Origin of the sequence: Pseudomonas sp. B7(2017), assembly GCF_002112745.1 — a bacterium.
GTDB lineage: Bacteria > Pseudomonadota > Gammaproteobacteria > Pseudomonadales > Pseudomonadaceae > Aquipseudomonas > Aquipseudomonas ekonensis.
Map to the genome: position 1 here is coordinate 79,760 of NZ_NEIP01000015.1, position 24,699 is coordinate 104,458.

The window sequence follows — 24,699 nt, forward strand, 5'->3', positions numbered from 1 at the left end:
CGCTCAAGAAATCAGTCTGGACTCAAAACCTGTGGGCGCTGGCTTGCCAGCGAAGACGGCGTCACGTTCAACAGTGAGGTCGCCTGATCCACCGCCTTCGCGGGCAAGCCCGCTCCCGCACCGAGGTGTGTTCACCGCAGCAGCGCCGGGGTTTTCGGGGCCTGGGTCTGCGCAGCCGTCGGCACATCGTTGCCCGCACCGAGCCCGCCGCCCAACGCCGTCACCAATTGCGCATGGGCGCTCAGGCGCGCCGCCTGCACCTGCTGCTGCACCTGTTGCTGCTTGAACAGCAGGGTCTGGGCGTTGAGCACGTTGAGGTAGTCGGTGAGCCCCCGCCGATAGGCGACCATCGCGATGTCGTAGGTCTTCTGCGCGGCGGCCACGGACTCGGCGGCGAAGGTCTGCTGCTTGTCCATCGACTCACGGCGGATCAACTGGTCGGAGAGGTTCTTCAGCGCGTTGACCAGGGTCTGGTTGTAGTGCGCCACGGCGATGTCGTAGCCGGCGGACGCCTCACCCAGTTCCGCCCGCAGCCGCCCGCCGTCGAAGATCGGCAGCGAGATCGCCGGCCCCACGGTGTAGTTGAGCTTCTTGCCGGTCAGGAACTCCAGCGCCCCGCCGCCGGTGGCCATGTAGCCGAGGCTGCCGACCAGGTCGACGTTGGGATAGAACCCGGCGTGCGCCACGTCGATGCCCCGGGCCTGCGCCGCCACCTGCCAGCGGCTGGCGACCACGTCCGGACGCTGGCCGAGCAGTTCGGCGGGCAGCGCCGACGGCAGCTTCAGCGCCGTGCCCAGGGACAGGGTCGGCCGCTGCAACTGCGCGCCCTCCCCCGGCCCCTTGCCGGCCAGCGCGGCGATCTGGTTGCGGCTCAGGGCGATGGCTTCGTCCAGCGCATCCAGTTGCCGGTGGGTTTCCGGCAACGGCGTTTCGGCCTGGCTGACTTCGAAATGGGTGCCGATCCCGCCGTTCAGGCGTTTTTGCGCCAAGTCCAGAATCTGCTGTTGCTGGGCCAGCGTCGCGGCGACGATGTCGCGCTGGGCGTAGTGCAGCGACAGCTCGATGTAGGCCAGCACCAGGTTGTTCTGCAGTTCGAGCCGGGCCTGCTGCGCCTCGGCCGCCGTCATGTGCGCCAAGTCCACCGCCCGTTCCGTGCTGTTGCGGTCGCGGCCCCAGAGGTCCAGATCGTAGCTGAAGCCCAGCGCGGCGTTGTTGTCCCAGGTGGTGGTGTTGGCCAGGTCGCCCGGGCCGTAGAACGGATCGGTCGGCCAGTTGTGGCGCTTGAGCGTGGACTGGCCGTTGACCTGCAGCGACTCGGCGGCTTCGGCCGCACCGGCCATGGCCTTGGCCTGGCGCACCCGCGCGGCGGCCATGGCCAGGCTCGGGCTGCCTTGCACGGCGAGGTCGATCCAGCGGTTCAGTTGCGGGTCGCCGAAGGCTTGCCACCATTGCGCGGCGGGCCAGTTTGCGTCACGGGCGGCGTGGGCGATGGCCTCGTCGGTGGCCAGTGCGTTGGCCTCCAGCGCCTTGCCCTGCGGGGCGATCCCGCCGGTTCCGATGCAGCCGCCAAGACCCAGGGTAAAAGCCAGAACACTGAGCGGCAAAAGCGCTCTGTTGATGCGACGCGGCACTGCTGCGACTTCCTGAAAGAGGGGAAAAGCGGGGAACCTGTGGGAGCGGCGACGGAGCGGTCGCCTGCCGGTGCGGTAGCACACCCGAGCGCCGGATCCGTTGACCTGGCGCATGCGCAAGCACGCCCCATTCCCACTTCGGCGCAATTCTATGAGGGCGCCCGGACCGCGATAAGCTGGGATTCCTGTGAATCTTTGTTACCGTTAACGAGATAATCCCTAAGTCGGGGGTCTCGCCTTTGAAACTTCATGTCACAATTTGCCATCTCCCTTGAGAGCACCCCATGGACACATTGCAAAACATGCGTGCCTTCAGTTGCGTGGCCGAGGCCGGCAGTTTCACCGCCGCCGCCGTGCAGCTCGACACCACCACGGCCAACGTCTCGCGCGCGGTCTCCAACCTTGAGGCCCACCTGCAAACCCGCCTGCTCAACCGCACCACCCGGCGCATCGCCCTGACCGAGGCCGGCAAGCGCTACCTGCTGCGCTGCGAGCAGATCCTGGCCTACGTGGAAGAGGCGGAAGCCGAGGCCAGCGACGCCCACTCGCGCCCGGCCGGGCAGCTCAAGGTCCACACCATGACCGGCATCGGCCAGCACTTCGTCATCGACGCCATCGCCCGCTACCGCAAGACCCACCCGGACGTGACCTTCGACCTGACCCTGGCCAACCGCGTGCCGGACCTGCTCGACGAGGGCTACGACGTGTCCCTGGTGCTGGCCAGCGAACTGCCGGACTCCGGCTTCGTCTCCCAGCGCCTCGGCATCACCTACAGCATCGTCTGCGCCTCGCCCGCCTACGTGAAAGCCAACGGCTGCCCGCAGAAGCCCAGCGACCTGCTCAACCACGCCTGCCTGCGCCTGGTGAGCCCGGTCATCCCCCTGGAGAAATGGGCCTTCGACGGCCCGGAAGGCCAGGAGATGGTGACCATCAACAGCTCGCCGTTCCTGGTGAACTCGGCCGACGCGATGAAAACCGCGATCATCAGCGGCATGGGCATCGGCGTGCTGCCGGTGTACGCCGCCATCGAAGCGCTGCGCAACGGCTCGCTGGTGCGGGTGATGCCCAACTACCGCTCCCAGGAGCTGAACCTCTACGCCATCTACCCGTCGCGCCAGTACCTGGACGCGAAGATCAAGACCTGGGTCGAGTACCTGCGCGGCTCGCTGCCGGAAATCCTCTCGGCGCACCAGGCGGAACTGGTGGCCTATGAAATGAGCGGCAGCCTGGGCGGCGTGCGGTTGGCGAACTGAGTTCGGCGTCCTACAGACGGGGTGTTTTTGGCGGATGTTTCCGACAGGTTTTGACGGTTGTCGGTCGGAAATGCGCTGGATAGGCTTTGGGGGTCGCTGACAGATTCAGTGACCGGGCTTGGTCGTCCGGGTTTAGAATGGCGCGCTTTTCAGCCTGCTTAATGGCGAGCTGTGCGTGGGAGGGCTAACGGCCCTGCCGGGTTTCCATTCCCTGGTCGACCAACCCGCGTACGGTTCGCCACCCCACTGCTTGGTCGCGGTGCGTGGCGGACTCCACATCCCGAATGGAGCTTCACCATGTTCAAACCCACACCGAACCCACCTGCCGCCGACAGCACCTCCCCCTACGAATCCACCGATTCGCGAAAACTCCACGACGCCGCCGAACGTGCGCTCGACCACTACCTCAACCCCACCCAGCCTTCCGCCCGCCGTCCGGGCCGGATGTTCATGGTCGACCCGGCCATGGACGACGAAAGCCTGCTGGTGCATGCCAGCGCCTCCCTGGCCTCGGCGGGCACCCTCACCAGCCAACTGGCCGAGCAACTGGGCACGGCGCAGCGCGACACGATCCTGGCGATCCAGCAGGTGATCATGCTGGCGGGGCTGTCGGTGAACCGGGTGCTGGACAATGTGAAGGTTCAGCCGGGGCACAGTTGATTCACCCTTGTGGGAGCGGGCTGTGCACATCAGGTAGAGATTGGTTGGTTGGCAGGCCGTCATCGCCAGCAGGCTGGCTCCCACAAGTATCCCGGTGCCCACAAAATCCAGGCACACCACAAAAACCTGTGGGAGCCGGCTTGCCGGCGATGGCGGTGGGTCAGTCACCACAGATGTCGGCAGTGCCGGCCCCATCGCTGGCAAGTCGAGTCGTCGCACCGCAGCTCCCACAGGGAATTGTGTCGGGCAGTCAGAAACAGGTCGGCTGTCAGGCCGCCATCACGCGCCTCTCAAAAGGCCGAGTGTCAGCTCGCCTCGCTTTTGATCTTGATCTGCCGGCCCCTTCGGAAGGCTGAGCGGAGGGGTTCATCCGGGGGTGGGCGCGCAGCGCCGTTTGGCGCAGCCAAACACATCGGAAGGAGGTGCAGCGAAGCAAACCGTAGCCGATGCCCCCGGATGAATCCCGGAGCGAAGGAACCCCGAGCCTCAGCGAGGGGCCGAACGCCGGGGCCAGCGTTTTTGGTTACTTTGGGCTGGGCCGGCATTCCGGGCGTTTGCCAAAAGTGACCCGCCGTAAGGGCGGAACCGCCAGCGGCAACACCCGCAGAAACGGATATTCACCCAAACCCAAAACCCCAAACGCCCAACCCCCAGAGCCCTCCAAGACAACCCAAAACAGAAATGTTAGCGTGCTCAGCAATCCCGCCCCGCCGAGCCCGAAGCAATGAAAAAAACCGTCCTGGCCTTCAGCCGCATCACCCCGCCCATGATCGAACGCCTGCAACAGGACTTCGACGTCATCGTGCCCAACCCGAAGAACGGCGACATCGCCGCCCAGTTCAACGAAGCCCTGCCCCACGCCCACGGCCTGATCGGCGTCGGCCGCAAGCTCGGCAAGGCCCAACTGGAAAACGCGGCGAAACTCGAAGTGGTCTCCAGCGTGTCGGTCGGCTACGACAACTACGACCTGGCCTACTTCAACGAACGCGGGATCATGCTCACCAACACCCCGGACGTGCTCACCGAAAGCACCGCCGACCTGGCCTTCGCCCTGATCATGGCCAGCGCCCGCCGCGTCGCCGAACTCGACGCCTGGACCAAGGCCGGCCAGTGGCAGGCCAGCGTCGGCGCCCCGCTGTTCGGCTGCGACGTGCACGGCAAGACCCTGGGCATCGTCGGCATGGGCAACATCGGCGCCGCCGTGGCCCGGCGCGCACGCCTGGGCTTCAACATGCCGATCCTCTACAGCGGCAACAGCCGCAAGACCGCGCTGGAACAAGAGCTGGGCGCGCAGTTCCGCAGCCTGGATCAACTGCTCGCCGAAGCCGATTTCGTCTGCCTGGTGGTGCCGCTCAGCGACCAGACCCGCCACTTGATCAGCCACCGCGAACTGGCGCTGATGAAGCCGGGCGCGATCCTGGTCAACATTTCCCGAGGCCCGGTGGTGGACGAGCCGGCGCTGATCGAGGCGCTGCAGAACAACCGCATCCGCGGTGCGGGGCTGGACGTCTACGAAAAGGAACCGCTGACCGAATCCCCGCTGTTCCAGCTGAAAAACGCCGTGACACTGCCGCACATCGGCTCGGCCACCCACGAAACCCGCGAGGCGATGGCCAACCGTGCGCTGGCCAACCTGCGCAGTGCGCTTATGGGCGAACGGCCGCAGGATCTGGTGAATCCGCAGGTCTGGAAAGGCTGACGGCCGCCGCCAGGGCCTGCGCGCAAGCGTCACGCCCTGGCATCACCGGCTCATCGGATGGGCAACTATCGATTTGAACCGAACAATGACCCACACAACTTGAAAATCACTCCTTCCCCTTTGCGATTTGCGCCCCGATAGACTTCCGCCCATCAGCCTTACTTATGAAAGGCACAATGAACGGAGAACAAAAAGTGGGAACCCTTACAACCTCGCAAATCATCAGAAGAAGCAAAGTTGCCATTGTCTTCATGGTCGGTGCCTTTGGCGTGCTGATCGTCTTCAGCAACTTGACCGACTACCAGTCCAACTACATCTTCCTCGGCCATATCCTCAGCATGGACACCACCGGCAGCCACCTGACCTACCGGGCGATCACCTCGGACATGATGCACCACCGGATCTACTGGATGATCATGACGCTGGAGACCATATTCACGTCGTCCTGCCTGCTGGGCTGCTATCAACTTTTCCGACAGTTGAACGCCTCGCCGGAACAGTTTCACGAAGCCAAGAAATACGCCGTGCTCGGTTTCCTGGTGGCACTGTTCGTTTATTACTTTTGCCTTCAGGTAGTTGGCAACGAGTGGTTCGACATGGATCAGTCCAATGATTGGAACGCCATGATGTGGGCGCAAAGCATTGTCGACTTTCTGATACCGGCGTTGATCTATCTGGTATTGAAAGTCGACAGTTGAAGCGGCTGTTTCAATGCGCAGGCTTGGCGAACCCGACACTCACAGGCTTGGGTTTGCGAAACACCAGCACGTTGCCCAGCATCACCAGCACCAGGCCGGCCAGCGCCGGCGCCGTCCACTGGTAGCCTTCGGCAAACGCCGAGACGTTCAGCGCCACCACCGGGAACAGCACCGTGCAATAGGCGGCGCGTTCCGGGCCCATGCGGCCGACCAGCGTCAGGTAAGCGGTGAAGCCGATCACCGAGCCCGGGATCACCAGGTACAGCAGCGCGCCGATGTAGCGCGGCGTCCATTCCATGTCGAACGGAATGCCCTTGACCAGACACCACAGCGACAGCATCGCCGCGCCATAGGCCATGCCCCAGGCGTTGGTGGTCAGCGGTTTGAGGCCGGCCTTCTGCTGCAGGCTCGACAGCATGTTGCCCGCCGAGAAGCACAAGGTGCCGCACAGGGCCAGCCCCAGGCCGAGCAAGGTCTGCGGGCTGGCGTGGTGGCCGGCCAGTTCCGGCCAGAACAGCAGCCCCAGCCCGAACAGGCCGAGCCCGCCGCCCATCAGCACGTTGCGGGCGATCCGCTGGCCGAAGAACACCCGGGCGTTGAGGGCGTTCCACAGGGTCGCGGTGGAGAACACCACGGCGACCAGGCCGCTGGGGATCCATTGGCTGGCCGTCAAAAAGCACATGAAGTTGACGCAGAACAGGCACAGGCCCTGCGCCACGCAGATCAGATGCCCGCGCCGGTTCATCGGTTGAAGGCGGCGGCTGAGCAGCAGCAGGACGAACAGCACCAGTGCCGCCAGGCCGAAGCGATAGACGATCGACACCGGGATCGCCACCACGCCCAATTGCCATTTCAAGGCAATCCAGGTGGTGCCCCAGATCAGCACGGTGAGCAGGTACAGCGAAAGGTTCATGGCGGACTCTCCTCGGTGGGCGTTCAGTGTCCGCCCCGCCCTTGACCGGCGCTTGCATAAACTTGCGCTTTTGTCCGGCGACGGGCTGGCAGCGCCGGCGCCACGGAGTAGGATGCAAGGCGTTGGAGAGAACCGAACATGGCCGCACTCGATACCCTGCAAGTCTTCAAAGCCCTCAGCCGCTCGCCGAACGCTCGCCTGGAGCACAGCGCCGAGCTCGGGGACGGCTTGTCCGCCGCGCTGTGGAGCAATCACCACGACGCCCAGGAATACGAGGCGCCCAGCCACCACACCCTGTCCTGCTACATCGCCGGCGGCACCGGCACCTTCCGCCGCGGCCAGCCCGGCAACAAGGGCGCACCGGACAAGCTGTGCATCCTGCCCGCCGACCACGAGTCCGGCTGGGTGATCAACGGCGACATCCGCCTGGCCCACCTGTATTTCAGCGCCGAGCAGTTCGCGCTCGGTTGCGTCACCCTGCTCGACCGCGAGCCACGGGAGATGCAACTGCGCGAGCAGACCTTCCTGGACGACCCGCAACAGGCCCTGCGCTTTCGGCAATTGCTCACCCTCGACTGGGACGAGCCCGGCGAGCGCCTGCTGACCAGCAGCCTGGCCCACGAACTGATCAGCCACACCTTGCTCAGCCAGGTCGGCGCGCGTTCTGGGCTGCGGCTCAAGGGCGGGCTGGCGCCGCATCAGCGGCGGCTGCTGGTGGGCTTCATCGACAGCCACCTGGGCGACCCCATCAGCCTCGGGCAACTGGCGGGGCTGTGCGCCTTGTCCGAATACCACTTTGCGCGGATGTTCCGCACCAGCTTCGGCCTGCCGCCGCACCAGTACGTGCTGGCGCGGCGCCTGGGCCGGGCACGGGAACTGCTGCGGGGGACAGGGTTGCCGCTGGGCGAGATCGCGCTGGCGTGCGGTTTCGCCAGCGCCAGCCACTTCACCAACCGGTTCCGCCAGGTGATCGGCGCAACGCCGGGTGAGTACCGTCAGGCGTTCTTGCGTTAGGCGGTGGAGGGCCGTTGCCTGAGCGAGCCTGCTCGCGATGAACGATGACGCGGTCGCGGATCAGAACTCCAGGGTGCTCGACAGCGAGATCTGCCGCGAATCCCCCATCGACACAAAGAACCGGCTCGCCGCCGAGGTGTAGTAGGTGCGGTCGAACAGGTTCTTCACGTTGAGCTGGAACTTGACCTTCTGCCCGTCCAGTTGCGTGTCGTAGGTGGCGAAGGCATCGGCCACGGTGTAGCTCGGCAGTTCGAAGTCGTTCACCGCGTTGCCCGCCCGCTCGCCGACGTACCGCGCCCCGGCGCCGACCCGCAGCTGGTCGCCGCCGATCACGCTGCCGAAGTCGTACACCGCCGACAGCGACCCTGTGTTCTTCGCCACGTTCTGCAGGCGGTTGCCCTGGTAGTCCGGGTCCTTGGTGACCTCGGCGTCGGTGTAGGCATAGCTGCCGATCAGGCTCCAGCGGTCGTTCAGCTGACCGGTCAGGTCCACTTCCAGCCCCCGGGAGCGCACTTCGCCGGCGGCGCTGTAGATCGTGGTCGGGCCTTCGGCGTTGGCCACCAGCACGTTGCGCTTCTTGATGTCGAACAGCGCGACGTTGCCGGTGATGCGGCCCGGCATGTCAAGGCGCGCGCCCAGCTCCCAGGACTTGGCCTGTTCCGGCGCGATGCTGCCGTCGAGCACGGTGCTGCTGCCGCTCAGCGGGGCGATGGTCGAGTTGGGCTTGAACGATTCGGTGTAGCTGCCGTAGAACGACAGCGCGTCGGTGTAGCGGTACACCAGCCCGGCGCGCGGCACCCATTTCTGGCCGTTGCTGTCGGTGTTGGCCTTGAACGGCACGCCTTTGCCGGCGTACTGGTCGTAGGTCTGGAAGCGCCCGCCGGCCACCAGGATCCACTGGTCGTCGAGGTGGATCGAGTCCTGCACGAACGCCGAATCGCTGCGCAGCAGGTCGGTCTGGGCCGAGTCCGCCGGGCTGACGGTGGTGCCCGCGACCTCGCGGCCGTACACCGGGTCGACGTAGCTGAAGGTGCTCCGGCTTTTCTGGCGGATCAGGTCTTCGCGGTAGATCTTGCGGTACTCGTCGTCGACGCCGAACACCAGGTCGTGCTGCAGGCCAAGCACGTTGACCTTGCCTTCGAGGCTGGCGGTGGCGAAGCGGTCGGTGCTGATCGCGTTCTGGGTGCCGTCCATGCTGCGGGTCAGCGTGCCTTTCCTGGTGTCGATGGCGGTCACGCGCACTTGGCTGGCGTCGTAGGTCTCGCGGTTCCAGCTGTAGCCGAAGTGGGCTTTCCAGTCGTCGTTGAGCTCGTGGTCGGCCTCGAAGTGGTAGAGGTCGGAGCGGCCTTCCATGTTGTTGAACGGCTCGTCCAGACGCTCGTTGCGCGAGATGTCCAGCGGGTGGTTGGTGCGCGGGTCGATCAGCGTGCCGCGGTCGAACGGGGTGAGGAATTCCCGGTGCTCGTAGGCGAACAGCAGCTTGGTGCGCTCGCCGAACCAGGCCAGCGACGGCGCGATGAGGGTTTCGCGGTGGGTGCCGAAGTTGCGCCAGTAGTCTTCGTCCTCATGGTCCAGCACCATGCGGTAGGCCAGGCCCGACTCGCCCAGCGCGCCGGTGCTGTCGAAGCCGCCGCCGCTGCCGTTCTTGCCGTCGCCGTAGGTGGAGCCGCGCAGGGTCAGGGCGTTGTACGGCGTCAGCTCCGGTTTCTTGCTGACCAGGTTGACCACCCCGCCCGGATCCTGAATCCCGTACAGCAGCGAGGCCGGCCCCTTGAGCACTTCGACCCGGTCCACCGTGGCGTTCATCCCACGGCCCTGCACCAGCGGCATGCCGTCGCGCATGATCGAGCCGTTGCGGTTGTCGCCGAAGCCACGGGTCATCACCGAATCCTGGGTGCTGCCCAGGGTATTGCCCTGGGTGATGCCGCTGACGTTGGCCAGCGCGTCGTCGAGGTTGCGCGGCGCCTGGTCGCGGATGACCTGGGCCGGGATCACGTTGACGGTCTGGGGAATCTCCTGCAGCGACGCGGACGAGCGCATCACCGAGCTGGTGGCCGGCGGCTGGTAGCTCATCGGCTGGGCCGCCACCGAGGTGATGGTGGTGGCGCCGAGGTTCAGTGCGCCTTCGGTGGGCGCAGGCTCCAGCGCCAGGGTGTGGCTGTCGGTGCGGCGCAAGGTCATGCCGGAGCCGCTGAGCAGGCGTTGCAGGGCCTGTTCGGCGCTCATCCGGCCGTTGACCGCCGGCGCGGTGAGGCCGTAGGGCGCCTCATCGGTGTAGACCACGCTCTGCCCGGTGAGGCGGCTGAAGTCGCTCAAGGCCTGGGGCAGCGGCTTGGCCGCCAGGTTGAAACTGAACAACGGCTGCGCTTGGCTGCCGACGGCCTCGGCGGCCAGCGCCACACCCGAAGGCAGCAAGGCCAATGCCGAAAGACTCAATGCAGACACGCTGAACCACTGTTTGACCGAACCCGACTTTGCCCTGGACTTCATTGCTCATGACCTGTGTAGAACCGCAACGGATGCGAATGACTCGCAGTTTCTGTCACTACACGGTTGCTGCCCGGAATTACCTCACCGGTTTCTTGAAAATATTTTCTGAGAAGGTGTTGGCCGTGCTGCCGCCATCGCCAGCAGGCTGGCTCCCACCGTTTTTGGTGGTGTGCATAGATCTTGTGAACACCCGAGATACTTGTGGGAGCTGGCTTGCCAGCGATGGCGGTGGATCAGGCAACAGAGATGCGGGCATTACCGGCCTTGGCGCTGGCAAGCCAGCTCCCACAGGTTTTCCCGGCGCCCGCAAAATCCAGGTACACCGCTGAACCTGTAGGAGCTTGCCTGCAAGCGATGAGGCCGGTGACTTCAGCGCAGGATGATCAGTTGCCCCAAGATCCGGTGCTGCTCGAACCCCAGCACCCCTTGCAGGGAATCGAGCACCGCCTGCGGATCCTTGCCGGGAAAGCTGCCGCTGACCTTGCGCGCCGCCAGCCCGTCGTTGAGCAACAGGATCCGCCCGGGGTAGTAGCGCCGCAGGTCCTGCACCACGTCAGCCAGGCTCGCCTTGTAGTAGTTGAGCCAACCCTGACGCCAGGCCAGTTGCGCTTCGCTGTCCACCGCCCGCAGGGGCTGGGCGGTGCCGTTGGCGTAGGCCGTTTGCTGGCCGGCGGTGAGGATCTGCTGCGGCGCCTCCCCGCCTGCCGTCACGCCGACCCGCCCGGACAGCACCGTGACCTGCGCGCCATGGGGTTGCAGGCGCACTTCGAACTGGGTGCCGAGCACCCGCGCCTGGCCTTTTTCGGCGTCGACCACGAACGGCTCGCCGGTGTGGGTCACGCTGAAGAACCCGGCGCCCCGGCGCAGCTGCACATGCCGTTCGCCCTGGCTGAAATCCACGGCGATGGCGCTGTCGGCGTCCAGGGTCACTTGCGATTGGTCGGCCAGCGTCACCGTGCGGATCTCACCGGGGGCCGAGACATAATCCGCGCCCAGGTCATCGACCCAACGCTGCGGCTGCCAACCGCTGCCCAGGCCGACCATCAGCACCAGGCACGCGGCCAGCGCCAGCGCGGGGGCCCAACGCCGCAGCGGCGCACGGCGCGGGCGGTCCATGGCATCGAGATAGCCCTGCAGCGCCAGCGCCTCTTCATCGGCCAGCGTACGCGCCGGCCCCTCGCTCATTTCCCAGACCACCTGCGCCCGGGCATAGGCCTCTGCGTGGGCAGGGTCGGCGCGCAGCCACTGGCTGAACGTGAGTGGGTCGCCGGTGCTGGGGCGGTCGTGCAACAGGCTCAGCCAGGCAAAGGCCGTCTGTTCCTGCTCGGGCGTCGGCGTGACGCGGTCGTTGGGGTTCACGGTGCATTCCCTGGCGTGCGTGGCGCGGGTTCGCGCAGGCTGGCCTTGCAGGCCTCGAGGGCGCGCATCATATGTTTTTCCACGGCGCTTTGGGACAGGCCCATGGCTTTGGCGATCTCGGCGTACTTGCGCCCGTGGATGCGGTTGAGCAAGAAGATCTGCCGGGTGCGCTCGGGCAAGGCGCGCAACGCCGCCTCGACATGGCGCAGGTCGTTGCCCGCCTCCAGCGCCGCCTGGGGCTCGCTGCCGGTCGCCTCTTCCGGCCGCCAGCCTTCGCTGTGCCGCAGCCGCGCGCCCTCGCTGCGCAGATGGTCGATGGCGATGTTGCCGGCGCAACGCAGCAGGTAGGTGCTCAGCTCCTCGACCTGCACCAGGGGCCGGCGCCAGAACCGCAGGAACAGATCCTGCACCAGGTCTGCCGCCGTGGCCCGGCAGCCGACGCGCCGGTTCACCAGCGCTTCCATCTGCGAACGCTGGGACAGGAACACCTGAAGAAAATGCGCACGCGCCCCGCGCGGCTCATCGTCGCGGGACTCCGGCGGCAGGCTGACCAGCATCTCAGCTCAGACCCCAGACGGCGGCCGGGCTGGCGAGCAGGCCGAAGGCGGCCAGCGCCAACGCCAGGCGCGGGCGATAGGGCAGAAGAAACACCAGCGCCAACGCACTGGCCATCAGCACGGCAAACCAGTCCACCAGGCCGAAGCCCCAGCCCTTGCCGGCCACCGCCGACCAGAGCGACAGGCCCAGCAGCCCCCAGCCGGCCAGCTTCAGGCCCCGGCGGCGGCGCAAGGACGGTTTGCGGCCGAGCAGATCGTCATGGTGACGCGCCATCGACAGGCACAGGGCCGTGAAGCCGCCGTAGCACAGCAGGAACGTCGCCAGCATTCAGTGCGCCCCCGGTTCGAGGACGGCCGGGCGCACCGTCTCGCGACGGGGCCTGCCGGCCTTCGCGGCGAGCCCGCCGCGTTGCGTTTTCCTGGCGGCCCAGGCCAGGAACAGGCCGGCGACCAGGCAGGTGAGGTCGAACCCGACCAGCGTCCAGTCGCCCTGCTCCAGCGCGGCAATCTGGTAACGGCCGGCGGTGCCCCAATCGAGCAGCGGCAGCGCGGCGAACAGCACGGCGGCCGCGCTCAATTGCTCGACCCAGGCTTGGCGCCCGCAACGCAGCGCCGCATGCGCCACACTCAAACCCCAGGCAATGAAGAAGGCATTCACTTCCCAGCCGGCCCTGGCGGGCAGATCCAGCGGCAACGCCCGGTTGGCCCAGAAGAGCGCCGCCACCGCCGTCACCAGACCGGCCATGCCGGCGATGTTCAGCACCTCCACCAGCCGCAGCCCGAACGGCGCGGTGCCCTTCTTGGCATGCTGGAGTTGGCGCTTGCCGAACCAGATCATCAGCCCGGTGCCGATCATCGCCGTGCCCGCCAGTCCGCAGAAAAAGTACAGCCAGCGCAGCGGCGCCCCGGCGAACCGGCCCATGTGCAGGCCGTAGAAGCCGCCGGCGACCGCCATCGGCAGCGACTGCTCCGGCGTCTGGCCGAGCAGTTGCCCGGTGACGCCGTTGAAGCTCAGCTCACGCCCATAGTCATACACCACGCGGTCGCGGCTGGAGCGCGTCATCACCACGGCGGCGTTCGCATCGCCGGGGTTGTCCACCGTCACCCGCGCCACCTGCCCGCCCGGCCAATATTCGCCGGCCCGGGCCAGCAGCGGCGCCAGCGCTGGCAGCGTGGCCGGCTGGCCGGCGTGTTCGGGGAGCGGCACCTGCGGAAACACCTCTTGGTAAAACGCGCTGACATCCTTGCCGTAGCTGGCCAGGATGCTGGCCGGCATCACCATCGACATGAAGATCACCAGGCTGCTGTAGGTGATCATCAGATGGAACGGCAGCACCAGCACGCCCACCGCGTTATGGCCGTCGAGCCACGAGCGCTGGCCCTTGCGCGGGCGGAAGGTGAAGAAGTCCTTGAAGATTTTCTTGTGGGTGACGATGCCGGTGATCAGGGCGATGAACATCACCATGGCTGCGGCGGTCGCCAGCCAGCGGCCCCAGGGATAGGGCATCTGCAGCTGAAAGTGGAAACGGTAGAAGAACTCGCCGCCCGCGCTCTCCCGGGGCTGCACGGCGGCACCGGTCTGCGCGTCCAGGGTCGCCCGGGTGAAACGGCCGCGCTCGCCGGGAGCCGCCGGCGCCTGTTGCCAGCGCACAGTCAGGCCGGGATCCCGGGCGTCGGGCAGATCGATCACCCAGCGCGAGGCGTCGGCGGCGTGGCGTTGCAGGTAGTGCTGGGCCTGGGTCAGGCTCGCCTCGGCGTTGAGCGCGCGCACGGGGATTTCCGGCTGCATCCAGCGGCTGGTCTCGTCCTTGAAGTAGGCCAGGGTGCCGGTCAGGAAAATCGCGAACAGCAGCCAGCCGAACACCAGGCCGCTCCAAGTGTGCAGCCAAGCCATCGACTGCCGGAAACCTTCCTTCATACGTAGCCCAGGCCCCGGGCCACGCCGGTGACGGTCGCCAGGATCACGCTCGGCGCCAGCAGCCCGACCCATGCCGACCACGCCGTGCGGCAGGCGAAGCACCAAAGCACGGCCACCAGGTAGACGAGGAACGAGACGGTCATGCCGGTCACCACGGCTTCGCCGCGCTCCAGCGGCAGCCACAACGTCAGCGTGACGCTGGCCAGCGCCGCGACCAGATAGCCGCCCAACACCGCCGCCAACACCCTGGAGGTGACGGCCAGACGATAGGACATGGGAAGTGCGGCGAATTTGCCTTTCATGTTTCGACCCTGAAACGAAAACGTCCGACCGAAAGGCCGGATCAATGGCGAGCAATATTAATGATAAATATTCTCATGTGCAAAGGAGGTCGATTTCCGTGTGGCGGACTTCAGTCGTCCGACAGGGTGATTGCACATGGACGGGATCGGGGCTGCTGCGCTTCCCAGCCGCAGCAAACGCCCTCGCCACGGTTCATGGCCAGGCAGCCGTTTGCCCTGACAGACAGGGCAAAAAAAACGGGCCTGCAATCGCAGGCCCGTTTTCGTTGGGTGGATAGGTGAATCAGCGGATCAGCCGTTGATCGCTGCCTGTTCGTTCTCCAGGAATTCTTCCTCCAGCAGCCGGTCGGCATGGGTGCCGCGTTCGAGCCTCACCACATTGGCGCGTTTGGCCCGCAGCTTGCCGTACAGGTGCTCCAGTGCATGTTCCAGTTTGGTGCTGGCCCCTTCGATCGCCTGTTCCAGCGTATCGGCTTTGTGGGTCACGGAAATCGGTTGATGGCCTTTTGGCCGCGCTTCCAGTTGGCAGCGCATGTCATGGGGACCGGGCTTGTCGCCGTTCTCGTCGCCCAGATGGACTTCGACGCGGGTCAGGTCTTCCTCATAACGTTCGAGCGTGCTCTCAATGGTTGTACGTACCCACTCCTCCAGTCGCTTGCTGCTTTGAACATGGTTGTCGCTGTTGACTTGGATTTGCATAGTTCATCCCTTATTTCAGCTTGCTCTCAAGAGGCCCGGAACAGGATTTCCGTGACCTCTTGATGACAACAATCGGCCCGTGCGCCGAACATTTCAACCCCCTGAAAAAGATAAATATCCGTACGCAAAAAAAGCCGGACAACGGGCAAAAGCACTGGTATGGTCGGGAATTGCCTCGACCCGCCTTGCTGAAAAATCCGGTCACAAACTCCCGTCGCTCAACGGGTGCAGGCCCCGGAAAATGCCCGCCTCCTCCACCAGCCAGTCATGCACCGCACGCACGCCCGGATGGCTCAGCGCCCCCGGCGCGTAGAGCAGCACATAACGTTTGTGGTTGGGCACCGACTGGCCGAACGGCACGATCAGCGTGCCCCGCTCCAGCTCGTCGTTGAGCAAGGTGCGCCGGGCGATGGCCACCCCCATACCGGCGATGGCCGCCTCGATGGTCAGGTGGTTGCGGTTGAACGTATGCCCCCGCCTCACATCGGCGCCCTCGAAGCCGATCGCGTCGAGGTAGAACTCCCATTCCGCGTATTCGTAGCTGCCGCGCCAGGCGGTGATGTCGTGCAGCAGCGGAAAATGCACCAGGTCCGCCGGACCGTGCAGCGGCGGCCGCCCGCGCAGCAGGCCCGGCGCGCACACCGGAAAGATCTGCTCGTCGAGCAGGGCTGTGGACAACAGCCCCGGATAGCTGCCGTCGTTCAGGTCGATGGCCAGGTCGAAATCCCCCTCGTGCAGCGGCACGCTGCTGTCCTCCGCCACCAGCCGCAGCTGGATGTCCGGGTAGCGCTGCTGCAGGCGCGGCAGGCGCGGCGTCAGCCATTTGCTGAGGAACGAAGGAATCGAGCGCACCCGCAGGATCCCGCTGATCATGCCCGCATCGAGCCGCCGCAACTCCGCGTCGATGCTGCCGTAGGCCTCGTTGACCGTCATCGCCAGCCGCTGGCCCTCGGCGCTGAGCTCCACGCCCCGGGCCCGGCGATGGAACAGGCGCAGTCCCAGGCGTTCCTCCAGTTGGCGGATCTGCTGGCTCACCGCCCCCGGGGTGATGTGCAGTTCCTCGGCGCAACGGGTGAACGACAGGTGCCGGGCGGCACAGGAAAACACCTGCAGCCAGACGTAAGTCTGGGCATGCAATTGACGACTCATGGTTTAGTCCTGCTAAAGGCTTTCTTAGGAAGTTTCGTTGGTCACGTTGAACCTAGGTAGGCAGTATCGCCGACATTGCGCTTGTCCTACAAAAAATGGCAGCGATTCCTACTCCATTGCTTGTAAGGGTTTAGCATGGCTATCAGTGTTTTCGATCTGTTCAAAGTCGGCATCGGTCCGTCCAGTTCCCATACCGTCGGCCCGATGCGCGCCGCCGCGACCTTCGTCCAGGCCCTGACCGACCGCCGTCTGCTCAACGATGTCGAGCGTGTGGAAGTGCGCCTCTACGGCTCGCTGTCCGCCACCGGCGTCGGCCACGCCACCGACCGCGCCAGCGTCATGGGCCTGATGGGCGAATGGCCGGACAGCATCGACCCGACCACCATCGAACCGCGCATCCAGCGGCTGCGCGAGACCGGCCAACTGCCCCTCGCCGGCCAACGGTCGATCGCCTTCAACTGGCAACACGATCTCCTGCTGCTGGACGAGAGCCTGCCCTACCACCCCAACGCCATGTCGCTGACAGCCTTTGCCGCGACGGGCGAGCTGTTCAGCCAAACGTACTATTCGGTGGGCGGCGGTTTCATCGTCGAAGCAGCCGAAGTCGAGTCCGGCGCGGCGGCGGCCGGCGAGGTGACCCTGCCCTACGACTTTTCCAGCGCCGTCGAACTGCTGGCCCTGTGCAAGCAGCACAACCTGCGGGTGTCCGAGCTGATGATGGCCAACGAACGGGCCTGGCGCAGCGACGCCGAGATCCGCCAGGGCCTGCTGCACATCTGGTCGGTGATGCGCGAATGCGTCGAGCAAGGGCTGAGCCACGAAGGCGTGCTGCCCGGCGGCCTGAACGTGCCCCGCCGCGCGGCGAAACTGCACCGCAGCCTGCTGGAGATCGGCAAGCCCAACGTGATCAGCTCGACGCTGTCGGCGATGGAATGGGTCAACCTGTTCGCCCTCGCCGTCAACGAAGAGAACGCCGCCGGCGGGCGCATGGTCACCGCGCCCACCAACGGCGCGGCGGGGATCATTCCCGCGGTCCTGCACTATTTCATGAAATTCAATCCGCAGGCGTCGGACGACGACGTGGTCGCGTTCTTCCTGGGGGCCGCCGCCGTCGGCATCCTGTGCAAGAAAAACGCTTCGATCTCCGGCGCCGAAGTCGGCTGCCAGGGCGAAGTGGGCTCGGCCTGCGCCATGGCCGCCGCAGGCCTGGCCGAAGTGCTCGGCGCCACCCCGGAGCAACTGGAGAACGCCGCCGAAATCGGCCTGGAGCACAACCTCGGCCTGACCTGCGACCCGGTCGGCGGCCTGGTGCAGGTGCCGTGCATCGAGCGCAACGCCATCGCCGCCGTGAAGGCGATCAACGCCACGCAGATGGCCCTGCGCGGTGACGGCAAACACTTCATTTCCCTCGACCGGGTGATCCGCACCATGCGCGACACCGGCGCCGACATGCATGACAAATACAAAGAGACTTCACGGGGCGGCCTGGCCGTGAGCTGGGTGGAGTGCTGACGCGCCTTCCCTGACCGCCCCGGCCGGCCGCCTCGCGCGGCCGGCCAACCGTGAGCCCGAGCAAGAATAATAACGAGGCAAAAACGATGACCGATGTACGTACACCCGCTGCCGAAAACCCCTCCGCAGACCTTACCCGCGACAACGACGCCACCCGCCAGGGCTGGAGCAAGGCCGACACCACCTGGATGCTGGGCCTGTACGGCACGGCGATCGGCGCCGGCACGCTGTTCCTGCCGATCAACGCCGGCGTCGGCGGTTTCTGGCCGATGCTGATCCTGGCGTTGCTGGCCTTCCCGATGACGTTCTTCGCCCACCGCGGCCTGACCCGCTTCGTGCTGTCGGGACGCTCCGGCGACATCACCGAAGTGGTGGAAGAACACTTCGGCACCGGGGCCGGCAAACTGATCACCCTTCTGTACTTCTTCGCGATCTTCCCGATCCTGCTGGTGTACAGCGTGGCGCTGACCAACACCCTGAGCAGCTTCCTCGAACACCAGCTGCACATCGCCCCGCCACCGCGCGCGGTGCTGTCGCTGGCGTTGATCCTAGGCCTGATGGCCATCGTGCGCTGCGGCCAGGGCGTGATCGTCAAGGCCATGAGCGTGCTGGTCTATCCGTTCGTCGCCGCGTTGCTGCTGCTGGGCCTGAGCCTGATCCCGAACTGGAACGGCGCGTTCTTCGCCAGCGCCCAGGACGCCATGCCGATGTCGGTGTTCCTCAAGACCCTGTGGCTGGCGATCCCGGTGATGGTGTTCTCGTTCAACCACTCGCCGATCATTTCCGCCTTCGCCCTCGACCAGAAGCAGCGCTACGGCGCCCAGGCCGAACGCAAGAGCAGCGGCATCCTGGCCATGGCCCACGGCATGATGGTGGTGACGGTGATGTTCTTCTGCTTCAGCTGCGTGCTGGCGCTGTCGCCGGCGGACCTGGCGGCGGCCAAGGCGCAGAACATCTCGATCCTGTCGTACCTGGCCAACCACTTCCAGACCCCGGTCATCGCTTACGCCGCGCCGCTGATTGCGCTGGTGGCGATCACCAAGTCCTTCCTCGGCCACTACATCGGCGCCAGCGAAGGCTTCCAGGGCATGATCGTCAAGAGCCTGCGCGGACGCGGCCGGGCGGTGTCGGCCGGTTGGCTGAACCGCGCGACCGCACTGTTCATGATCCTCAGCTGCTGGGCCGTGGCGACGTTCAACCCGAGCATCCTGGGGATGATCGAAACCCTCGGGGGGCCGGTGATCGCCTGCCTGCTGTTCCTGATGCCGATGTACGCCATCCGCCGCGTGCCGGCCTTGCGCCCGTACTCGGGCCAGGCCTCGAACGTGTTCGTGGTGCTGGTCGGCCTGATTGCACTGTCGGCGATCATCTTTTCGTTCCTGCCCTGAAACGGGCCACCCAAAAAGAAGGCGAGCCCCGGGCTCGCCTTCTTTTTGCCCGCAAACCGCGTTCGGCACGCGTTCCGGCATGTCCCTTGCTACCGCCCTTGCGCTGCAAACGGACTTTGCAAACGCAAGCGAGCGACAGGCCGACGGTCTGGCCGGGCGAACCAACCCGACCCCGGCCGGTCAACAACTGCACGTTCAATCAGGCGGTGACGCATCATGGACAATCCTTTTCAGATCATTACCGATGCCTTCGCGCCGGACTATCAGATCAACCTGAGCATTCAGGGCCTGGACGGCAGCATCATGCTGACCCTCTCCAAAAACGGCCGGGTCGCGGCCAAGCGCATGATCAGCGCCGAGCAGCGCAACGACCCCAAACGCCTCGCGCGTCTGGTGCAGAGCATTCAGTTCGGCATCGCCATCGAGCAGGGCCACAGCGCCCTGGCCATCCTCGAAGCGATGACCCACGGCGACGCCCTGCCTGCGCCGCCGCCCCGCAGCAATGGCCCGGCGCGGCCGGCGAGCCGGCTTTAGAGCTCGCCCTTCTCGACTTCCGGATGTTCGCCGGAACCCGCGCCGGTCTTGCGGTGCGGGTGCTCGATCTTCACCGACGGGAACTGCGAAGAGGCGTAGCGCACCACCAGGATCGAGAACGCCAGCAGCAGGATCCCGCCGCACAGGTAGATGATGCCCATGTCCGGCGGGTTGTGGTGCGAGACGTTGGAGATCAGCAACCGGGTCAGCGCGGTGATCGCCACGTAGATCAGGAAACGCACCGGCATGTGGTTGGTCTTGAAGTAAATCCCGACCATCGCCCCCAGTTCCAGGTAGATGAACAGCAGCAGGATGTCATCGATCTTGATGTGGCCCTCTTCGACCATCGTCAGAAACTCCATCACCGCCGCCCAGGCGGTCACCGCACCGATGGCGAACAGCGCCAGGTAGTGGAACGTCTCGACGAACAGGTTGCCCAGGGACTCGGCCAGTTGATGCACGTTCTGCCGCAGTTTTTCGGCCCAGTTGATTTTCACGGTGAAGGTTCCTTAGCCCGGTACGAGCGGATGATGCGGGGTCGACATGACGGTTTTTCTGCACGCGGCCCCAGCCATGCAGAAACAGGGCCACGCATCATGGCGAGCGGCGGGCAAACCCGCGCCGTGGCGTTTGGTCGCACCGGGCCACGCCGAAGCGAAAGGCGTGGCGGGAAGAGGCAAACGGGAGGGCCGAACATTGCGCCGCGCACGGCAAACATGTGCAGCGAACTTGAACCGGCGTTCGGCGCAACACCGGTTTCCATTACAAATATTTACAGAGAAACGGGCCTGATTAATTGTGAAGCTGTAACTTCATCCGGCTTACGGTTACATGACATCCGACGGCCAATACGATTACGGCATAAGTTTATTCAATAAAAAACTGATCAAGCGTCCAATACTTAGTTTCGCCATGCACCGATATGACGCAGAGGGAAGATCACACTATCGGCGCTGCCATAAAACTGTGCGGCACTTAACATTAGTTCCATAACAATCCCATGAGCGAGGCCTTGACCGCCGCCGCGATCTTGTTCTGGCAACCCAGCTTCTTGAGGCAGTGGTTGATGTGGAAATTGACCGTTCGCTTGGAGATGCCGAGGATGATGGACACGTCGTCCGACGACTTGCCGTCGGCGGTCCACTGCAGGATTTCCTTCTCCCGCTGCGACAGTTCGATGGGCACCGGCTGCACCGATTCGGCGCCCAAAAGCTGCAGCCGGGTGAGGCCCAGGTGGGTGATCTGCGCCAGCCAGGACAGCTCGGCCTGCTTGGTCTGAAGCTCTAGCGCGCTGATCGGCTGGCTGCCCCGGGCGAATGTCACCAGCCCCTGGGCCTCGCTGTTGAGCAGCGTTTGCCCCCACCCTTCCGAGAGCCCGTGGCTGTGCGCCTCCTGCCAGAAATCCGGCGCCCGGGCCTTGAGTTCGGCGTCCCACAGCACCGGCTTCACGCTTCTGAGCGCGCGGATGACGTACGGGTCGATCTCCAGGTAACGATTGTCCGAATAGGCAGCCTGCCAGGCGGGCGAATAGTTGTTGACGAGAAAAAGACGGGGTTTGGTGATCGGGAAAAGTCTTCTGGAACCATACGCCAGATAATCGAATTCCAACTGTCGGGCCACGCTGGTTAGATTGTCGAACAATACTTCGACATCCGTGGCGGACATAGCCTTTTCCAACAGTTCAGCCTGCCAGTGCGACATAGAGATTCCTTTCTCATACTTATTGCAAGCGGCTTCGTGCCGGCGCCCATAACATATTTCAAAATATTGCGATAGCTGTCAAGGGTGACAGGTAGTTCGTGAACTCGCTGTGCCTTCTAATTAACTCCAGCCCAATCACTAAAAGGAAACTGTGATGGATTACTTGTCCGGACGTTACGACCAATTGACGCCCGCCGGGCGTCAGCGCCTGGCGCACTATCGGTATCAGGTGTTTGTGGAACGGCTCGGCTGGGACTTGTCGACGCCCGCCGACTTCGAGTTCGACCAGTTCGACCACAGCGGCACCCACTACATCGTCGCCGAAGAGGAGGACGGCAACATCAAGGGCTGTGCCCGCCTGTTGCCCACCACCCAGCCGTACCTGCTGAGCGAGGTGTTCACCTCGTTGCTGGACGATGTGCCCGCACCGAGCCGGGACGACATCTGGGAGCTGTCGCGCTTCACCTCCCTGGACCTGGACACCCAGACCGGCCGGGACGAACAGATGATGTCCGACGAGAACACCGTGGGCCTGTTCATGGCCACCTTGGACTACGCCCGCACCTGCGGCGTTTCCCAATTGGTGTCGGTGTCCCCGCTTGCCGTCGGGCGCCTGCTGCGGCGCGGCGGCATCGACTTCAAATGGCTGGCGCCGCCCCGGGCGGTCGACAACCGGATCCTGGGCGCCTGCTGCATCACGGTGCAGTGAGGCCCCGAGTCAACAAGAAACCCAGCAAGCCGCTGTAACGAGCCCAACGGTTCCTGTCGGTGTGGATCGAACTTGCGACATGGATAGCAACTGCCGAAAACCTACGTTCAACACTGAGGGATGATCATGATCGACATGGAAAGGAAAGTCGCAAAGGACATCGTGCACAAGGGCCACGATGACGACGTGCTGATATACGACGCCCGCCACCTGCTGCCGGCCTGGCTGGATGCCGGGATCGTCGCACGGGCGAACCTGGGGCCGGCGCAGAGCGAGGCCGTGGACCTGGCGTACCGCGCCGACAGCGACCGGCTGGTGCTGCGCTCGCTGCCGACGGTGGTCGGCCTGGACGAGCTGGAGCAGGCCGGCCTGTCGGCGGAACTCCCGGAGCTGCTGCTCCATTACGAGAAGGCCACCGACCACCTGATCCTGACGGGCGTCTGGATACCGGAAAGCACCGAAGCCAAACTGGCGCAGTTGCCGGGCTGCGAGGCGCCGCTGGACGTCGGCCAGAAGCGGCGGGTGCATGACGTGCTCAAGCAGCTGGACGGCTGTCCGCAGCAAGGCTTGCAGTGCTTCACCCTGTTCAACGACACCGCCAACTACTTCTTCTACCGCAAGCACCACGAGCACGTGCCCGGCCTGATGCTGATCGAAGTCGCCCGGCAGGCCATGTACGCGCACTTCTACGAGCACAGCGGCTATGCCCGGGGCGAGGTGTCGATCTCCATCGTCGACCTGATATCCAGCTTCCCCCGCTACACCGAGTCGTCCTTCCAGGTCGACGTGCTGGTGGGCGACTACGACGGGCTCGCGCCGGCCCGGGCGCGCAAGGTCGACAAGCGCGCGCGGTTCTACCAGCGCGGCGAACTGGTGGCCGACATCCGGCTCCACGGCGAAGTCATCAAGATGCCCGTGTTCAAGCGCATGCGGAACATCCAAATCGACCCGTCCCTGTGGTTCCGGCCGCTCAAGGGCATCCGCCAGGAAGTGCTGGTGCGCCTGGAGTCCGGCCGCCACCTGACCGGACGTCTGGAGCTGCTGTCGATGGGCGGCCTGCAAGTGCGCAGCGACAGCCCGATCGACGCTCCCGCACAGGGCCACGCGTACCTGTACCTGGAAAACGAAGGCATGGTCTGCCTGCCGGTGCAGACCGTCAGGGCCCACGCGGCCTCGACGGACGGACTGCTGCGGCTGCAGCTGGCGGAGCTGGATTCCCAGCTGCGGTTCAAGTGGCGGGAGGTGCTCAAGCAGTTCACCTACTTCTCCCATGAGGAAACCGTGGCGCCCGCCGAGTTCGGGCAACCGCTGTGGATGAACCTGAACCCGACGTCGGCGATGCCCGAGCAGAGGACAGAGCCATGACCGTCCACTACCCCAACGTGCTCGAACCGCTGCACCTGAAGGGCGGGCTGACGCTGCGCAACCGGCTGTTCTTCGCCTCGATGGGCGTGGACCTGGCCGACCACAGCGGCTGCGTGACGCCCGCCATGGTCGAGTTCTACCAGGGCATCATGGAGGGCGGCTGCTCGATGGCGTTCCTGTGCAACGCCACGGTGTCGCCCCAGTCCCGCCTGCAAAGCACCGGCCTGGCCCTGTTCGAGCCGCACCAGGGCGAATCGCTCAAGGCCATGTTCGAGATGGCCGAACGCGTCGGCACTCCGGTGGGCGTCCAGCTCCAGCACTACGGCGGCCAGGGCACCACGACCAACACCGGGGTGCCCGTGCTGACGCCCAGCGGCGTGCCTTGTCCGCGGGTGTCCAAGCTCGATCCGGATTACCGGGTGCGGGTCATGGACGAAGCGGACATCGCCCAGGTGATCGAGCAGTTCGCCCACTCGGCCTGGCTGGCCTGGATCAACGGTGCGCAATTGGTGCAGTTGCAGGCGTCCAACGGCTACCTGCTGAGCAGCTTCCTGTCGCCCCACACCAACAAGCGCACGGACCGCTACGGCGGCAGCCAGGAAAACCGCGCGCGCCTGCTGCTCGACGTGGTCCGCGCCATCCGCGAGCGCACCCAGGGCAAGCTGATCGTCACCATCCGGCTGGGCATCGACGACCAGTTGGGTGACGAGGGCCTGCAATACCCGGACATCAAGGAAACCGTCCAGGCCCTCTGCCAGGCCGGCGTGGCGGCGCTGGAATGCTCGATGTGCATCGGCGCGACCTTCGGCCAGTTGATCCATCACTCCTCGGCCATGGACGACTACCTGCAGGCCGGGGTCAAGGCGATCAGGGCCGTGTCGACGGTGCCGGTGGGCTACGCCGGGTTCACCGACGGCCTGGACAAGGCCGAACGCCTGCTGGGCGAAGGCGTGTGCGACTGGGTGGGGATGTCCCGCGCGCTGTTCGCCGACAACGACCTGATCAACAAGACCCTGCAGGGCCGTTCGGCCGAGATCCACAAATGCCGCTGGGACAGCCAGTGCTTCAGCGACAAGAGCAATCCGCGCCTGGACCGGGTGTATTGCTGCGTGAACCCCAAATACTTGAGGCCTTCGTTGGCATAAGGA

General features: G+C 65.2%; 24 protein-coding genes. 12 read left to right on the forward strand and 12 right to left on the reverse strand.

Going from position 1 to position 24,699, the window contains the following annotated elements:
- Nucleotides 1-131 precede the first annotated feature (131 nt).
- Nucleotides 132-1,631, reverse strand: coding sequence for an efflux transporter outer membrane subunit (locus CAG29_RS22680; RefSeq protein WP_085578751.1), 1,500 nt, complete (start codon nucleotides 1,629-1,631; stop codon nucleotides 132-134).
- Nucleotides 1,632-1,915: 284 nt separating this feature from the next.
- On the opposite strand from CAG29_RS22680, the gene CAG29_RS22685 reads away from it, so the two are divergent.
- From CAG29_RS22685 to CAG29_RS22700, 4 genes are all read left to right on the forward strand, one after another.
- The gene (locus CAG29_RS22685; protein ID WP_085631637.1) at nucleotides 1,916-2,884 is read left to right on the forward strand and encodes a LysR family transcriptional regulator; all 969 of its coding nucleotides are present in this window, start codon (nucleotides 1,916-1,918) and stop codon (nucleotides 2,882-2,884) included.
- 297 nt (nucleotides 2,885-3,181) lie between these two features.
- The gene (locus tag CAG29_RS22690; protein ID WP_085578747.1) at nucleotides 3,182-3,544 is read left to right on the forward strand and encodes a DUF6124 family protein; all 363 of its coding nucleotides are present in this window, start codon (nucleotides 3,182-3,184) and stop codon (nucleotides 3,542-3,544) included.
- Nucleotides 3,545-4,268: 724 nt separating this feature from the next.
- The gene (locus CAG29_RS22695; protein WP_085695167.1) at nucleotides 4,269-5,243 is read left to right on the forward strand and encodes a D-glycerate dehydrogenase; all 975 of its coding nucleotides are present in this window, start codon (nucleotides 4,269-4,271) and stop codon (nucleotides 5,241-5,243) included.
- Nucleotides 5,244-5,419: 176 nt separating this feature from the next.
- Entirely contained in the window at nucleotides 5,420-5,941 is a 522-nt protein-coding gene (locus CAG29_RS22700) for a DUF2165 domain-containing protein (RefSeq protein WP_085695168.1), read from the forward strand.
- Nucleotides 5,942-5,951: 10 nt separating this feature from the next.
- Here CAG29_RS22700 and CAG29_RS22705 read toward each other — a convergent pair whose 3' ends face one another.
- Nucleotides 5,952-6,854, reverse strand: coding sequence for a DMT family transporter (locus CAG29_RS22705; RefSeq protein ID WP_085578741.1), 903 nt, complete (start codon nucleotides 6,852-6,854; stop codon nucleotides 5,952-5,954).
- Nucleotides 6,855-6,992: 138 nt separating this feature from the next.
- Between CAG29_RS22705 and CAG29_RS22710 the strand changes: the two genes are divergently transcribed.
- Nucleotides 6,993-7,868 carry an AraC family transcriptional regulator gene (locus tag CAG29_RS22710; RefSeq protein ID WP_085578739.1) on the forward strand — a complete coding sequence of 292 codons (876 nt, stop codon included), beginning with the start codon at nucleotides 6,993-6,995 and terminating at the stop codon, nucleotides 7,866-7,868.
- 60 nt (nucleotides 7,869-7,928) lie between these two features.
- Here CAG29_RS22710 and CAG29_RS22715 read toward each other — a convergent pair whose 3' ends face one another.
- Nucleotides 7,929-10,358, reverse strand: coding sequence for a TonB-dependent receptor (locus CAG29_RS22715; RefSeq protein WP_085631641.1), 2,430 nt, complete (start codon nucleotides 10,356-10,358; stop codon nucleotides 7,929-7,931).
- 35 nt (nucleotides 10,359-10,393) lie between these two features.
- Between CAG29_RS22715 and CAG29_RS28670 the strand changes: the two genes are divergently transcribed.
- Nucleotides 10,394-10,687, forward strand: a complete 294-nt coding sequence (locus CAG29_RS28670) for a hypothetical protein (RefSeq protein WP_139831526.1) — start codon at nucleotides 10,394-10,396, stop codon at nucleotides 10,685-10,687.
- A gap of 40 nt (nucleotides 10,688-10,727) precedes the next feature.
- On the opposite strand, the gene CAG29_RS22720 is transcribed toward CAG29_RS28670, so the two are convergent.
- From CAG29_RS22720 to CAG29_RS22750, 7 genes are all read right to left on the reverse strand, one after another.
- A complete protein-coding gene (locus CAG29_RS22720; RefSeq protein ID WP_085695169.1) occupies nucleotides 10,728-11,717 on the reverse strand; it encodes a FecR family protein in 990 nt (329 codons plus the stop codon).
- Nucleotides 11,714-12,274: an RNA polymerase sigma factor gene (locus tag CAG29_RS22725; protein ID WP_085695170.1), complete on the reverse strand. Its 561-nt coding sequence runs from the start codon at nucleotides 12,272-12,274 to the stop codon at nucleotides 11,714-11,716. Before CAG29_RS22725 ends, CAG29_RS22720 begins: the two co-directional genes overlap by 4 nt.
- 1 nt (nucleotide 12,275) lies before the next feature.
- Nucleotides 12,276-12,602 carry a DUF3325 domain-containing protein gene (locus tag CAG29_RS22730; protein WP_085695171.1) on the reverse strand — a complete coding sequence of 109 codons (327 nt, stop codon included), beginning with the start codon at nucleotides 12,600-12,602 and terminating at the stop codon, nucleotides 12,276-12,278.
- The gene (locus tag CAG29_RS22735) at nucleotides 12,603-14,192 is read right to left on the reverse strand and encodes a PepSY domain-containing protein (RefSeq protein ID WP_085695172.1); all 1,590 of its coding nucleotides are present in this window, start codon (nucleotides 14,190-14,192) and stop codon (nucleotides 12,603-12,605) included.
- Entirely contained in the window at nucleotides 14,189-14,494 is a 306-nt protein-coding gene (locus tag CAG29_RS22740) for a DUF3649 domain-containing protein (protein ID WP_085578727.1), read from the reverse strand. The genes CAG29_RS22735 and CAG29_RS22740 overlap by 4 nt, the downstream gene beginning before the upstream one ends.
- A 291-nt stretch (nucleotides 14,495-14,785) precedes the next feature.
- Nucleotides 14,786-15,193 carry an HPF/RaiA family ribosome-associated protein gene (locus CAG29_RS22745; protein ID WP_085578725.1) on the reverse strand — a complete coding sequence of 136 codons (408 nt, stop codon included), beginning with the start codon at nucleotides 15,191-15,193 and terminating at the stop codon, nucleotides 14,786-14,788.
- A 201-nt stretch (nucleotides 15,194-15,394) separates the two neighbouring features.
- Nucleotides 15,395-16,342: a LysR substrate-binding domain-containing protein gene (locus tag CAG29_RS22750; RefSeq protein WP_085578723.1), complete on the reverse strand. Its 948-nt coding sequence runs from the start codon at nucleotides 16,340-16,342 to the stop codon at nucleotides 15,395-15,397.
- Nucleotides 16,343-16,477: 135 nt separating this feature from the next.
- Here CAG29_RS22750 and CAG29_RS22755 point away from each other — a divergent pair, with 135 nt between their 5' ends.
- From CAG29_RS22755 to CAG29_RS22765, 3 genes are all read left to right on the forward strand, one after another.
- Nucleotides 16,478-17,854 carry an L-serine ammonia-lyase gene (locus CAG29_RS22755; RefSeq protein ID WP_085578721.1) on the forward strand — a complete coding sequence of 459 codons (1,377 nt, stop codon included), beginning with the start codon at nucleotides 16,478-16,480 and terminating at the stop codon, nucleotides 17,852-17,854.
- A gap of 86 nt (nucleotides 17,855-17,940) precedes the next feature.
- Nucleotides 17,941-19,242, forward strand: coding sequence for an HAAAP family serine/threonine permease (locus tag CAG29_RS22760; RefSeq protein ID WP_085638474.1), 1,302 nt, complete (start codon nucleotides 17,941-17,943; stop codon nucleotides 19,240-19,242).
- A 216-nt stretch (nucleotides 19,243-19,458) separates the two neighbouring features.
- On the forward strand, nucleotides 19,459-19,776 hold the full coding sequence (locus CAG29_RS22765) for a DUF3509 domain-containing protein (RefSeq protein WP_085578717.1): 318 nt from the start codon (nucleotides 19,459-19,461) through the stop codon (nucleotides 19,774-19,776).
- Here the strand turns inward: CAG29_RS22765 and CAG29_RS22770 are convergent.
- Nucleotides 19,773-20,273 carry a phosphate-starvation-inducible protein PsiE gene (locus CAG29_RS22770; protein WP_085578714.1) on the reverse strand — a complete coding sequence of 167 codons (501 nt, stop codon included), beginning with the start codon at nucleotides 20,271-20,273 and terminating at the stop codon, nucleotides 19,773-19,775. The genes CAG29_RS22765 and CAG29_RS22770 overlap by 4 nt on opposite strands.
- 484 nt (nucleotides 20,274-20,757) lie before the next feature.
- Nucleotides 20,758-21,441 carry an autoinducer binding domain-containing protein gene (locus CAG29_RS22775; RefSeq protein WP_256575505.1) on the reverse strand — a complete coding sequence of 228 codons (684 nt, stop codon included), beginning with the start codon at nucleotides 21,439-21,441 and terminating at the stop codon, nucleotides 20,758-20,760.
- A 190-nt stretch (nucleotides 21,442-21,631) separates the two neighbouring features.
- Between CAG29_RS22775 and CAG29_RS22780 the strand changes: the two genes are divergently transcribed.
- The 3 genes from CAG29_RS22780 (at nucleotide 21,632) to CAG29_RS22790 (ending at nucleotide 24,696) form a co-directional block, all read left to right on the forward strand.
- Nucleotides 21,632-22,186 carry an acyl-homoserine-lactone synthase gene (locus CAG29_RS22780; protein WP_085578710.1) on the forward strand — a complete coding sequence of 185 codons (555 nt, stop codon included), beginning with the start codon at nucleotides 21,632-21,634 and terminating at the stop codon, nucleotides 22,184-22,186.
- A gap of 126 nt (nucleotides 22,187-22,312) precedes the next feature.
- On the forward strand, nucleotides 22,313-23,551 hold the full coding sequence (locus CAG29_RS22785; RefSeq protein ID WP_085578896.1) for an AfsA-related hotdog domain-containing protein: 1,239 nt from the start codon (nucleotides 22,313-22,315) through the stop codon (nucleotides 23,549-23,551).
- The gene (locus CAG29_RS22790) at nucleotides 23,548-24,696 is read left to right on the forward strand and encodes an NADH:flavin oxidoreductase (RefSeq protein ID WP_085695173.1); all 1,149 of its coding nucleotides are present in this window, start codon (nucleotides 23,548-23,550) and stop codon (nucleotides 24,694-24,696) included. Before CAG29_RS22785 ends, CAG29_RS22790 begins: the two co-directional genes overlap by 4 nt.
- Nucleotides 24,697-24,699: the final 3 nt, after the last annotated feature.